The organism is Ruegeria sp. BHSC223 (genome assembly GCF_059613025.1).
On the sequence record NZ_JBXWRR010000017.1, the window covers coordinates 1 to 13,546 of the forward strand.

Below are 13,546 nucleotides of genomic sequence, written 5' to 3' on the forward strand. Positions count from 1 at the left end.
CTACAACAGCCGTCGACCGCACTCATCGCTTGACGGGAGAACCCCCGATCAGGCCTACTTCAACAAGCCAATACCTGATGCGGCAGCGGCGTAACCCAGGCGGAAAAACACCTACAGAACGCCCGAAACCTGTTCAAACAAACCGAACCACCTCTGCTGGTCAAAATCCTGAACTTCGCCGGGATTGATCGGTGTTGCCATAGCTTAGCTCCATTTCCAAAGTTATCTTTATGACTTGCCTGTTGCAGCGTCTAAGTTCAGAGCATCGGGCGCTCTTGGGCCATAAACACATTCTGCTTCCAGAATGTTAACTATTTGATCGGAAAGGACGCGACCTTTATCTGCGTCACTCCATCCTGCGCAAAGCGCAGTCAGACAGATCCCAATCAGCGTCGCCAAGGGGTGTTGCGCTGCCTTTTAGGTCACGCAGGGTTGGCACCGCTTGGCGAGAGCAGCGGCGCGGTTCAGCTTGAACTTGGCTCGAGATTAGGGGTTGGCTGCGGGCTGTAGTGGATGAATGAAGCAGTGTGTACGGATGCGAATTGCTGCAAGCTTCACATGATCCGAAAATGCTGCATCGCGCGCTTCCATCGTAGGAACCCCAGCAGCGAGTTGCCCGCCCGATTGTTCATCGAGCCGCTCGGTTCAAGTAGATCGGCAGCGCCGACTTCGTTCAACGCAGCACCGTAGAACCGAAAGTTCTGAAACGCAGAACGTTGAATTCGGAGATTGGCAGATCCGACACTCCGTTCAGGATCAGGTCAGCGATGATCCGGCCTGTGATCGGTGCAAGCGCAAAGCCATGGGCCGAGAAGCCGAACAGATGATAGCCCCCGCCAAGTGTGGCCGGGCCGATCACCGGCAGCCGGTCGGGCGTGATCCCCTCGATCCCGGCCCAGCCGCGCAACACCCGCACGCCTGCCATGCAGGGGAATATTGCCGCCGCTGCCGCTGCATTGCGGGCAAGTTGGCGCATATCGAGGGCCGTGGTGCCAGTTTCGGGATTGGCGCGCCCCTGATAGGCGCCCCCGATCAAAACCGTGCCATTGCCGAACTGCTTGAAGCTCAGCGCCCGCCCCTGTGCGCCCACGACAGGCGACAGGAAAGGTTGCAGCCTTTCGGTGATCATGAGCATTAGGGCCGATGCCCTGACCGGCGCGTGATCGCCCATCATCGCGGCCAGGTCTCCGCCCCATGCCCCTGCAGCGTTGATGAGCAAAGGGGCGGCAAAGACAGGGCCGGTGCTTTGCACGGTCCAGATGCCGTTGGCGCGGCTAACGCCAGTAACTTTGCTTCCCTCCACAAGGTCCGCCCCGAGCGCGCACGCCTTGCGGGCAAACGCGCGCACCGTCCGGAACGGGTCGGCATGCCCGTCGCCGTGGACAATTGTCGCGCCCAGGCAGTGCGGGGCGACATCGGGAAGCAGCGCGCGCAAGGCGGTGACGCCAATGATCTCTTCATGCTTGAACCCGCAGGAAACGAGCCTCTCACGACGTGCATGCAGCGCGGCAAGCTCATCCTCGCTCTCGGCCACCTTGATCTGGGCAGCTGGGGCAAAAGCGCAATCATCGTCTACAAGCTCGGAGATCCGGTGCCAACACTTCAACGCGGCCTCGGCAAGCGGAAGTTCCGGAAACGCCCGACCCAGTCGCCGCACGCCACCGGCATTTACGCCCGAGGCGTGCCGCCCGGCGTGATCCTTTTCGACAACAACGACGCGCATCCCGGCTCGTGCAAGATAGAGCGCTGCCGACAATCCGTGCAATCCTGCGCCGACGACCACGGCATCGGCCTTTACGGTCGCCCGGACCATCTTCGTCACTCCGCCTCGTCGAGCGCCGCCAACTGCCCAAGCTCCAGAGGCTTGACCGGCGCGCGCAGGCGCGCGGCGCCGACATCGGTTATGGCGCATCCCCGTTCGGCGGCGATTACCTCTGTCACCGTCAAGCCGCAGAACCGCCCCTGACACGGACCCATGCCAGCGCGGGTAAAACTCTTGAGCTGGTTGGGGCCCCTGCAACCCAGCGCGACCGCCTCGCGGATCTGGGCGGCGGACACCTCTTCGCAGCGGCAAACGATGGTGTCGTCACCGGGCGGGATGCGAAAGCGGTCCGCCGGGCGATAGAGTGTATCGAGAAAGCGCCTCAATCCGGCCTGATGATCCAAGGCCCGGCGCATGCGCACGGCAAGGCTGTCGCGCTGTTCGGTCGTGATCCTGCCCAACCGGTGCAAGGCGCCAAGCGCCGCGATCTGCCCACCTGCTTCGGCGGCCACAGCGCCCGCGATCCCGGCGCCGTCACCGGCGACGGCAATGTTTGGATGGCTGGACGTGCCCCAATCATCAACGCGCGCATGCCAGCAGGCCTGTTCGGGATGCCAGTCGTGCCGACATCCGGCAGCCATCGCCAGATTGACATTGGGGACCACACCCTGATGCAGCAGTACCGTCTCGGCGGGCACGCGACTCCAGCGGCCCGACTTGCAATATTCCACCGCCTCTGCGGCCCCTGCCCCAACGATCCGGATATCCTCGACCCCGCTCATTACCGGGATCCCAGAGGCACGGATCTCCCGTTGCCAGCGCCAGCCTTTCCACAGGCTGGCCGCGTGGCGCATCGTTCCGGGCAGATGAGGCAGCGCGCGGGTGTAGTTCCCTCGCGGCGTGGTGTCGAGCAGGCCCGCCACCTTGACCCCGGCGCGCAGGTACTGATGCGCGACGAGGTAGAGAAGCGGCCCGGTGCCGACGAAGACCGGCACCGGCATGGCGATGCCCGATGTCTTGAGCAGGATCTGCGCGGCGCCCGCGTTCATCACCCCCGGCAGGGTCCAGCCCGGCACGGGAAAGGGGCGCTCCTGCGCGCCGCTGGCAAGGATGATCTGATCTGCCCGAAGCAGTTGTGCGCGATCGCCTATCGTTACGCCAATCTCGCCGCTAGCGTCGACCTGCCAGACGGTCGCGCCGGGAACATAGCGGGCGGTGCTGGCCCGGAACCGGTCGACCAGGCCTGCGCCATCGAGATACTCTGCCCCCAGGATCGCGGCGCCGTCCTCGCGGCGCCGCTCGACGGCGCGATAGATCTGACCGCCGGGCCGGGGTTGCTCGTCCAGCACGAGAACCGAGGCGCCGTGATGGCTGGCCAGTGTCGCGGCGGCCATGCCCGCGGGGCCGGCGCCGATGACGACGATATCGTGCTGCTCGTTCATGTGTCCTCCTCCGGGTCAAAGGACAATGCCGAGGTCACGTCAAAGGCCCCTTTCTGACGGGACACCCGCATTCCGTCGCGCACCTCGTGCATGCAGGCCTGCTGATTGCCCTTGCCGTCGATCTCGACCAGGCAGTCGAAACATACCCCCATCATGCAGAGCGGCCCGCGCGGTGTATCGGACAGGGCGGTGGTGCGGAACTGCCGGATCCCGGCGCCAAGCAGCGCCGCCGCAACGGTGTCTCCGGGCTGTGCCTCGATCACGGTGCCTTCGAAATGGATGCGGACAGGCGCGCCCGTGACCTCAAACACTCGGGACATGCTCAAACCTTTCCGGGCCAAGGCCGCTGGTTTCGCTCGGAAGCCCGCCCTTGGCAATCGCGGCGGCAAGGCTCTGGATATGGGCGGCGGCAAGGGTGACGCCGCTGTGACAGGTGGCGGCATAGGCGCCAGGACAGGTTTCCGAGCGGGCATAGATCGGTGCGCCATCCGGCGACATCACCCGTAACGCGCCCCAGGCGCGGACGATCCGGGCGTGGCGCAGATGCGGGAATGTTTGCACCGCACGTGACGCGATCCGCGCCTGGCAGGCGGCGGTTGTGCCATCGTCGAACCCCACCTCTTCCTTGCTCTCTCCCAGTTGCACGCTGCCTTCGGCGGTCTGCCGGATGCCGGACAGGGGCAGGTCGAGGAACGGGCGCATACGCTCGGTAATCAGGTTCTGGCCACGCTGTGGGCGGACCGGAACCTGCAACCCGACCTGTTGCGCCAGGGCCGGCGTGCCGAGGCCGCAGGCGACGACAACCTGTTCGCAATCGAAGCTCTGGCTGGCGGTTCTGACCTGAAACCCATGCGACCGCTGCTGGATTTCCAGCACCTTCTCGCCACTTCTGTTCGTGCCGCCCAGCAACTGGAAACCTGCGTGCAACGCCCGCAACAGGGCCAGCGGATTGACATGTCCGTCGGTCGAGGAATAGCAGCCCCCCACCACATCGGGGCCGAGGCCGGGCACCATGTTTCCCAGCGCGCGGCGTTCCAGTATCCGATAATCCACATGCGGGGCGTGGCGGCACAACAGCTCCATCCGCTCGGCCTTTTCGGTCATCTCGTCATCGGAGAGAAAGATCTCGATCCCGCCGGGCCGCCGATAATCGAGGCGCAGACCGGTCAGATCGGTCAATTCGCTCGCCAGCTGTTCCCAGCCCTGCGCCGATTGCCAGGTCCACTGGGCATAGGGTGGCATCTCGACCCCCTTGGACTGCACCCAGACCAGCCCGAAGTTGCCACGCGCCGCGCGAAAGGCGACATCGCCCTCGTCCAGCATCAGGGCCCTGACCCCGCGGCGTTGCAGGCCAAAGGCAATCGCGGCCCCGACCAGCCCGCCGCCGATCACGATGGCGTCGGCGCTGGTCATGCGAACCTGCCGATAGCGTAGGGCGCAAGATCGAGGTTCAGTGGCTCGCCCGCGATCAGCCCGGCAAGGATGCGCCCGGTATTGGGCGCCATGCCCAACCCGTAATGGCAATGCCCGAAGGCCACGAAGAGGCCCGCCGCGCCCGGCACCGCCCCGATCGCGGGCAGGCTGTCGGGAAAGGAGGGCCGCACCCCCATCCAGGGGGTGACGGTTTCGGTATCGAGCCTTGGGAACAGCCGTTTGGCCATACGCCGGAATACCTCGGCGCGGCGATAATCGGGCGGAGCGTCCAGTCCCGCGAACTCGGCGGTTCCGGCACAACGCAACCCGTCGCGCATGGAACTGGCGACAAACTTGCCTTCGACATCCATGACCGAATTGTTCACCGCGATCCCCGGGTTGGCAAACATCAGGTGATAGCCCCGCTCCGCCTCAAGCGGCAGTGTCAGTCCGAGCGGCGCCAAGAGCCGTGCTGACCATGCTCCCATGGCGACAACGGTGCAAGCGCTTGTGAGCGTGCCCCCGGTTGTGTCGATCCGCCATTCGCTCCCGTCGCGTTGCAGACCGCGAAGCTCGGCCCGGCGAAACCGGGCGCCCATGCGCAGGGCCTTGTCCATCAGCGCCCGGCCCAGGGCGCCGGGATCGGTGGCGCGGGCCTGATCGCGGATCACGATCGCCGCCCTGTAGTCGGGCGCGATCTCTGGTTCGATCTCGCGCAGCGTATTGCCGTCGATCCGCTCCAGCGGCACCCCCCGGTCAAGCCGCATCCGCCAGCCAAGCGCATCGAGATCCGCGTTTGCGGGGTTGCGAAAGACATGCACATAGGCCGCGTCCCGCAAGAGCCCCTCCTGCCCTGTCCCTTTCAGGTGCTGGCGGTAGAGTTCGACATTGGGACGATTGAGCGCGTTCATCGCATCGGCAATCGCGGGCAGTCGATCAGCACCCCCCGCGCGCAGGAACCGCAGCAGCCAGGGCAACATGCGCGGCGCGTGGGACAGTCTGACCGACAGCGGCCCCTCGCGGTCGATCAGCCATCCCGGCACTTGCTTCCAGAGGCCCGGCATCGACTGCGGGACGCAACTCCATGGTGAAATCACCCCGGCATTGCCATGGCTGGCCCCGCTGGCGGGATCGTTTCTGTCGATCAGTTCGACATCGAACCCCTTTTCCAGCAGGGACAGCGCGGTGCAGATACCGACGATGCCCGCCCCCAGAACGTGAACAGAGCCTCGCGCGGCGCCCTGCATTACGCAACCTGTACCCGTTTGCTGGCATAGACTTGCTGGAGCAATACCGGCAGCGCCACCATCATCGCGAACAGGTCGCTCTTTGACCCGGGCGTGACCATGAACAGGGCAGCAAGGGCGATCACCCAGCGAAGGGGTTTCGGCATCGGTGCGATGAAGAAGCCGCTGACGGCGGTTGCCATCATCACCACGCCCAGACCACAGGTCAGGACGGTTTGCAGGAACTCGGCCCAGGTGAAGTACTCTTCGAGCACGATCAGCATCGCGGGTGAATAGACGAACACCATCGGCACCATCAGCTTGGCAATGCCCAGAGAGAAGGCCGATAGCCCTGTCTTGAACGGATCGGCCCCCGCGATACCCGCCGCGGCATAGGCCGAGGCACAGACCGGCGGTGTGATTTCCGAAATCACGCCGTAATAGAGGACAAAGAGATGCGAGGCGAGCGGCGGAACACCGAGGTTGGCCAGCGCCGGCTGCGCGACCGTCGCCAGCATGATGTAAAGCGCCGTGGTCGGCAGGCCCGCGCCCATCAGGATGCAGGTGATCGCGATCAGCACCAAAGAGATGAACAATGTCAGGCTGGGGATCGAGATCTCGAGCATCGGGATCCAGCTGATCAGCCCGTGCACGGTTTCGGCCAGAGACAGGGCGCCATTGGCCACCATGAAGCCGAGCCGGAAACCCAGCCCGGTGGAATTGACCACGCCGACAACGATGCCGATGGCGGCCACGACGGCACCCACGGCAAGCGCGTATTTGGTCCCCAGCACCGCGCCGTCCATCACGTCGCGGATGGTCATCCTGTGCATCGGGTTGAGAAAGCCCACCACCAGGGCCGAGGTGATCCCCCAGAACGCCGCCATATGGGGCGAGTAGCCGCTGAACAGCACATAGATCAGGACGAATAGAGGGATCGAGGCGGGCCAGCCGCGCTTGATCACCTGCCAAAGCTGCGGGATCTCGGCCTCGGGCACGCCTTTCAGCCCCATGCGCTTGGCCTGGAAATGCACGATGCAGAGCACGCCGATATAATGCATCGCTGCCGGGATCGCGGCGGCCAGCACGATGGTGGTATAGGGCACCTCGAGAAACTCGGCCATGATAAAGGCCGCAGCCCCCATGATCGGCGGCGTGATCTGTCCGCCCGCGCTCGAGGCCGCCTCGACCCCACCCGCCAGGTGACCGGGATAGCCCATCCGTTTCATGTTCGGGATGGTCAGTGAACCGGTCGACACCGTGTTGGCGATGGACGATCCCGAAATGGTGCCGAAGAAGGCCGAGGAAACGACGCTGACCTTGGCCAACCCGCCAGTGTAGCGGCCGGCGACCACGGTGGCCATGTCGACGAACAGTTGCCCCAGCCCCATCCGCTGCGCGAGCACGCCAAAGAGGACGAAATGGAACACAACCGTCGAGACGATCCACAGCGTCACGCCATAGATGCCTTCGGACGGGAAATACATGTTGTTGATATACTGCGACCAGTTGATGCCCGGATGCATGATGGTCTGGATCGGGATGTACTGGCCGAAAACCGCGTAGCCGGTGAACAGCAGGATGATGATCGGAACGACCATGCCCAAGGTGCGCCGGACCGCTTCGAGCAGAACCACGATCAGCGCGGTGCCAAAGACGACGTCGATCAGCCAGGGGTCCCCCTGTCGCATCACCTGCTCCACCATCTGAAAATGGATGCCGAAAACGGTGACGTCGACCCCGTACCAGGTCACCCCGATATAGAGCGACGTGGTGATCCCGACGACGATGAAGATCCAGTCGATCAAGGGCACGTTGCCGAACCGGTACCACGCATTCGGGCGCATCGGTTGGTTCCGGTCGCGCTTGAACATGGGAAAGCTGATAAAGATCAGGGTGATGACACCGGCCATGTGGAAACCCATGTGCCAGTAATCGACCGGCACCCCGATCCCGGCGGTGACATAGTGATAGGCCGCGAACACCAGCGAGAACAGAAAGACGAACCTGACGATCCAGGGACCGACCGTTCGGGTCTGAAGCGCGCTGTCATACTTCTTTTCAAGCTGTTCGGCCTCGTTAACGTCAAAGGTCGCCATGTCAGTCTTTCCGGATGTGAAGCGTTGGTTACCCGTCCGCAGGCGCGCGGCGCCTCGGGGTCGGTGAGGGAAACGGGCGCAACCCTGCGCCCGTTTTGACAGGGCGCGTCGGTTACTTGATCATCCCGATCTCTTTGTAGAACCGTTCGGCACCGGGATGCAGCGGGATCAGAACACCGGTCAGCGCGGATTCAAGCTGGATCGCCTTGCCCTTGGCATGGCCCTTGTCCAGCAGGCCGCGGGTCTTGTCGCTCCAGAGCGCCTTGGTGATCTCGTAAACCAGGTCCTCGTCCTGATCGACCGAGGTGATCAGCTGGGCATTCACGGCAACCGTGGCGGTATCGGCGGTGATGTTCTCATAGACGCCGCCCGCGATGTTGCTGTGCACATAATAGGGGATGATGCCGTTGATCGCGTCCCGCTCGTCATCCGAGAAGGAGTATAGCTCGAAACCCTTGGTCGACCCCAACTGGATCAACGCTGCAAAGGGCGTGCCGCCGGCATAGAAGAACGCATCCAGCTGACCATCGGCCAGGCGCTGTGCGCTTTGCCCAAGGCTCAGTTCGTGCTCCTCGACGGTGATCCCGTAATGCTTGAGGATCATCCGCACCGATACCTGTGTGCCGGACCCGGCCGCCGCCACGCCGACGCGCATGCCTTCGAGCCCCTTGAGGTCGTCGATGCTGGTACCCTTGGCCAGAACCAGGTGCATATCCTCGGGATAGAGGTTGGCAATGACGCGGATCTTGTCCTTGGGCACGCCGTCGAACTTGCCTTCGCCCTTATAGCCCTGCACCACGCTTTGCGCGCCTGCCAGACCGGCATCGAGCTGGCCTGCGTGAATGGCGTTGACATTGGCCACCGACGCATTGGTCGACACTGCGATTGCCACCAGACCGGGCACGCCACAGGTGCCGCCATCTTCACAAGCCCGCGCGCCCGGCGGGTTCGAGATTGCGTTGGCGATCAGGCCCCCGATCGGGAAATAGGTGCCGCCGGCCCCGCCGGTACCGATACGCCAGAATTTCATGTCCTGCGCAGTCGCGGCGCCAGCCGCCAGCAACAGACCTGCGGTCGCCGCAATCAGTTTGTGTCGCAATTTCATGTGTCACTCTCCGTTGGTGGTTATTTACACGGTTTTGGTCGTCGTCGGCAGGAACAGGACTTGGGTGTCAGGAGCAAGCCAACAATCCGGCGCCTTCTACAGGGCCCTGCCGCAAAGAGTGACCGGTTCAGCCGATTAGCACAAATTGTAAATTTTTTTGATATGATCGATTTTTCTTATGGGATAGAGAGCCTTCTAAACCAGTCAAAGGGCAACAAATGAAGCTGAGGCAGCTTGAAGCGTTCCGCGAGGTCATGCTGACCGGTTCGGTGACCGAAGCAGCGCGCAACATGGGTCGGACACAGCCAGCAGTCAGCGCGCTGATCGCAGGGCTGGAAAGCTCGGTCGGATACCCGTTGTTCGAGCGACGGAAGGGACGGTTGCACCCGGTTCCCGAGGCCCATTACCTACTGGACCAATCCGCTACGATCCTCGACGATCTGGGCAAGCTTTCGCACAACATGCGGGCCGTGGGGCGTTTGCAGGAGGGTCATCTGAACATCGCCTGCCTGCCAGTGTTCAGTACTATCATGCTACCCAGACTGATTTCGAGTTTCGTCAAAGACCGGGGAAATGTCTCGGTCTCGCTTGTCAGCCAGTCCTCGGAACGTGTCTATGAACGGCTGGCATCGCAGCAATTCGATGTCGGAATCGCCGAAGCGACGACACATTCACCACTGGTAACCGAGGTCGAGACCAGCATGGACTGTCTTTGCGCCGTGGCTGCGGACAGCGATCTGGCACGCCAACAGATCCTGACGCCACATGATCTGGTGGGGTTGCCGATGACAACCTTTATCGACGGCCATTTCATTCGCCGCCAGGTCGAGAACGCCTTTGTCCGCGAACGCCTGGACCTCACCATTCGTTTCGAGATGCAAAACGCGGCCTCGCAATTCGCATTTGTCGAGGATGGGCTTGCCTGGGCGATCGTCAGCCCGATGAGTGTCTACTACTACAAGCAATCCGAACTCAACCAGCCGCGCATCGTGTTCATTCCGTTCCGCCCGTCGATCGTTTATCGCATCGCGGTGCTGACACCGGCACACACCCCGGTCTCACGCCTGGCCCGTGCTTTCTCCGATATCCTGGTCGACGAAGTGCGGCGCGTTGCTGGTCTGGACCCCCGCCAGGATCTGTCAGACAGACTATAACCAATCTCATCAAGGACAATTGCGCTGCCTCCTAGGTCACGCCAAGTTGGCGCCTCTCGGCGAGAGGATCAGCCAGCGCACTAGTCTATGGTGGTCCATCTGTTGATGGGTTTCAGTCCGATCTCTGCCCGGATTTTTCGTCCTTCAACCAGAACAGCGTAAGTCCCGGCCAATAGAGTGCTGCGCGTGCCACCGTTGGGTGGAGAGATCACACAGAGCCCGATAGCCGAACGCGCCTCGGCGCTATAAGCGCCGCTGGTGACAAAACCGACGATCTCATCGTCTCTGAGAACGGGTTCGTTGTGGTGCAATAGCGCGTCCGGATCATCCAACCGGAGCGAACACAGGAACGCACCCTTTCCAGCAGCCTTCCGTTCGAGAAAGGCATCCCGTCCGATAAAAGGCACCGGCTTGTCCGTCTTGCACACAAATCCAAGGCCCACCTGGTGCGGCGCGTCCGTATAGGCCAAATCGTGGCCCCAATGCACGAAACCCGCTCCGATGCGCAGGGCGTTCAACGCTTCGCCACCAACTAACTGCAGGCCGTGCGCCGCACCGGCGTCCATCAGGCAATCGAAGACATGCTCGGCAAAATCGGGAGTGATGAAAATCTCCCATCCGAGTTCCCCGGTATAGGACAACCGTTGGGCAAAAACGGGGGCGTGGCCGATATGAAAGTGTTGCAGGGTATTGAAAGGAAAGGCACTGTTGCTAAGGTCCGAGTCACAGACGGCAGTAAGGATATTCCGCGACTTCGGACCGCAGAGAGATAGCACCGCGTAGGCCGTCGTTGCATCAGTGAAACGCACATCCTCATCGGGCGCGACAAGCCCTTGCAGATAGGCGCGATCCCGCCGTGTGTGCGATATCGCGCTCATGACCATGAAACTCTCTGGCCCGTGCCGCGCGACGGTCACGTCGCTTTCAATCCCGCCCCGGTCATTCAGCATCAACGTGTAAGCCACCTTGCCCAAGGGCAGCGCCATGTCATTGGTGCAAGCGCGTTGCAGAAAGCGTTCCGCGTCGCGTCCCTCGACCATCAGTTTTCCCAACATGGAATAGTCGATCAGCCCTGCCGCCTCGCGCACGGTGCGCTGTTCGGCCAGCATATGTTCGAACCAGCTTGGACGGTGGAAGGAATGATCGTAGGTGGGTGTGTCCCCGTCGGGCGCGAACCAACCCGGGCGTTCCCAGCCCTGCGCTTCGGCATAGGCCGCACCACGGGCCTTCATCGCGTGGTAGAATGGTGTACGCCGCAAACCTCGTGCGCTTTCCCGTTGCCGCCCCGGCCAGTGCATCGCGTAAGTCAGCACCAGCGTTTCAGGACAGCGTTCGCGCAGATAGGGATCGCGGGCTTGCCACTCCTCTATCCGGGCGGGGTCCATCTCGGACAGGTCCATCGTCGGGTGGCCTGCCATGATCCAATCGGCGAGCGCCTTGCCCGCGCCTGATCCAGATTGGATACCGGTGGAATTGACCCCGGCCAGCACGAAGTACCCCTTGAGATCGGGCGCCTCACCCAGGGTGAAGCGGCCATCATGGGAATAGCTTTCAGGTCCGTTGAAGAAGGTGCGAATGCCCGTCTCTTGCAGGATGGGCACGCGGTTCATGGCCAGGTCCAGCACCTCCATCACGTCATCCTCGACAAAGGGCAGGCTGTCGAATTCGAAACTCTCGGGGATGCCGCCGGTCGCCCAGGGTTTAGCCTGGAAATGGGCGAAACCGAACAGCAGCTTGCCTGCGTCCTCTTTCCAATAGGTGCCGTCGCAGTAAGAGCGTAGCACCGGCAGGTCGGCGGGCAGGTCCGGGATCGGCTCGGTGACCAGATAATAATGCTCGCAGGCATGGAGCGGCACGCCGACACCGTTCTGGCGGCCCAGATCACGCGCCCACATGCCGCCGCAGTTGACCACGAAATCGGCGGTGATGGTGCCGTGATCCGTGCGCACGCCGGTCACGCGACCATTGGCGGTCAGCACCTCTTCGACCTTCACGTTCTCGCGGATCGTGGCGCCGTATTTTCGCGCGCCCCGCGCCAACGCCTGGGTCAGGTCGACCGGATTGGCCGACCCGTCCGAGGGCATGTGGATGCCGCCCAGAACGCCCTCGGCATTCATCAGCGGCCAGCGCTCGGCAATCTCTGCCGTCTCCATGTAATGCGCCTCGACCCCGAAAAGGCGTGCGAAATCGGCCTTGCGCTTCAGCTCGGCCATGCGCTCGTCATTCAGCGCGATGGATATCGAACCCGATTGTCGGAAACCGGGGTTCTGGCCGGTCTCCGCCTCGATCTCTTGCAACAATTCAACGCCATAGCTGGCAAAGGCGGTGGTGGCATGGCTGCCCTGCAATTGCCCGACCAGCCCCGCCGCGTGCCAGGTGGTGCCGCTGGTCAGCGTCTTGCGTTCCAGCAGCACGACATCGCTCCAGCCGCCCTTGGCCAGGTGATAAGCCACCGAGCAGCCCATGATGCCGCCGCCGATGATGACAACGCGGGCCCTGTCGGGAAGCGGAGTGGTCATTTGCTTGATCCTGTCTTGAAATTCGGGGATTGGGTGCGGTGGGTCAGCCGGTCGCGAACAGGCGACCGGCGCCCTCTGGCACGCCGCCAAGGCTCGCCAGCCGCATCAGGTGCCAGGCCAGAACCTGGTTCGAGGCGATCACCGGCTTGCCAATCCGCGCCTCGGCCTGGGCGATCACGTCAAGCGCGCGCAGGCTGGTGCAGGAGACAAAGACACCCTCCACCTCGTCACGCGCACCGATGGTCGCGACGGCATCAAGAATGCTCTGGGCCGAGATCCGGGCCACGGTGAAATCGTCGGACTGGTTGAACGAGGCAACCGCCACGGTTTCGAACCCCGCGGCGCGCAGATTGGCCTGCATTTCCAGCGTCACCTCGGGCGGATACGGCGTCAGCAGCGCGATCCGGCGCAGGCCCAGCGCCGAGAGCGCCGCCTTGCAGGCGGTGAGCGGGTTCGAGGTGCGGGCGCCGGGATGTACCGCGCGGATCATCTCGTCCACGCGGGCCTCGCCGATCATCGTGGCGCCCGAGGTGCAGGCATAGCCGATGGCGTCAAATCCGAAAGACGGCGGCAACAGTTCGGCGGTGCGCGGCAGATCGGCCTGCATCTGGCGCAGGGTTTCGGGCGAGACCTCCATCGCGTTGGGGATGCGCGCATGATAGAGCGCCACGCCCTCCCCCCGGAATAGCCGGGCGAACTCGTGCTCGATGGTCTGATCGGTCTGCAATACGATCAGCCCGATCCGGGCCTGCTGGCCAAGTCCGGCATCGGTTTCGAACGCAAGCGTTTCAATGACCGACGGGGGGGAGAACGCGGCGTTTTGCAT

The 13,546-nt window shown here is 63.1% G+C and carries 10 protein-coding genes; 1 reads left to right on the forward strand and 9 read right to left on the reverse strand.

All coding sequences use genetic code 11. The features are described from left to right. Positions 1 to 673: 673 nt before the first annotated feature. The 7 genes from AC2FNY_RS17975 to AC2FNY_RS18005 form a co-directional block, all read right to left on the reverse strand. Entirely contained in the window at positions 674 to 1,813 is a 1,140-nt protein-coding gene (locus AC2FNY_RS17975; protein WP_496803334.1) for an NAD(P)/FAD-dependent oxidoreductase, read from the reverse strand. 5 nt (positions 1,814 to 1,818) lie between these two features. After that, entirely contained in the window at positions 1,819 to 3,204 is a 1,386-nt protein-coding gene (locus AC2FNY_RS17980) for an FAD/NAD(P)-dependent oxidoreductase (RefSeq protein ID WP_496803292.1), read from the reverse strand. After that, on the reverse strand, positions 3,201 to 3,524 hold the full coding sequence (locus tag AC2FNY_RS17985) for a (2Fe-2S)-binding protein (RefSeq protein ID WP_234139047.1): 324 nt from the start codon (positions 3,522 to 3,524) through the stop codon (positions 3,201 to 3,203). The genes AC2FNY_RS17980 and AC2FNY_RS17985 overlap by 4 nt, the downstream gene beginning before the upstream one ends. Then, complete coding sequence (locus tag AC2FNY_RS17990) at positions 3,508 to 4,617, reverse strand: NAD(P)/FAD-dependent oxidoreductase (protein WP_496803293.1); 1,110 nt, start codon at positions 4,615 to 4,617, stop codon at positions 3,508 to 3,510. Before AC2FNY_RS17990 ends, AC2FNY_RS17985 begins: the two co-directional genes overlap by 17 nt. Beyond that, complete coding sequence (locus AC2FNY_RS17995; protein ID WP_496803294.1) at positions 4,614 to 5,864, reverse strand: NAD(P)/FAD-dependent oxidoreductase; 1,251 nt, start codon at positions 5,862 to 5,864, stop codon at positions 4,614 to 4,616. The genes AC2FNY_RS17990 and AC2FNY_RS17995 overlap by 4 nt, the downstream gene beginning before the upstream one ends. After that, positions 5,864 to 7,942, reverse strand: a complete 2,079-nt coding sequence (locus AC2FNY_RS18000; RefSeq protein ID WP_496803295.1) for a TRAP transporter permease — start codon at positions 7,940 to 7,942, stop codon at positions 5,864 to 5,866. Before AC2FNY_RS18000 ends, AC2FNY_RS17995 begins: the two co-directional genes overlap by 1 nt. A 112-nt stretch (positions 7,943 to 8,054) precedes the next feature. After that, positions 8,055 to 9,047: a TAXI family TRAP transporter solute-binding subunit gene (locus tag AC2FNY_RS18005; RefSeq protein ID WP_234139043.1), complete on the reverse strand. Its 993-nt coding sequence runs from the start codon at positions 9,045 to 9,047 to the stop codon at positions 8,055 to 8,057. 218 nt (positions 9,048 to 9,265) lie between these two features. Between AC2FNY_RS18005 and AC2FNY_RS18010 the strand changes: the two genes are divergently transcribed. Next, entirely contained in the window at positions 9,266 to 10,201 is a 936-nt protein-coding gene (locus tag AC2FNY_RS18010) for a LysR substrate-binding domain-containing protein (RefSeq protein WP_234139042.1), read from the forward strand. Between the two features lie 80 nt (positions 10,202 to 10,281). On the opposite strand, the gene AC2FNY_RS18015 is transcribed toward AC2FNY_RS18010, so the two are convergent. Both AC2FNY_RS18015 and AC2FNY_RS18020 read right to left on the reverse strand, forming a co-directional pair. Next, on the reverse strand, positions 10,282 to 12,720 hold the full coding sequence (locus AC2FNY_RS18015; protein ID WP_496803296.1) for a GcvT family protein: 2,439 nt from the start codon (positions 12,718 to 12,720) through the stop codon (positions 10,282 to 10,284). A 43-nt stretch (positions 12,721 to 12,763) separates the two neighbouring features. Continuing rightward, a complete protein-coding gene (locus tag AC2FNY_RS18020; RefSeq protein WP_496803297.1) occupies positions 12,764 to 13,546 on the reverse strand; it encodes a maleate cis-trans isomerase family protein in 783 nt (260 codons plus the stop codon).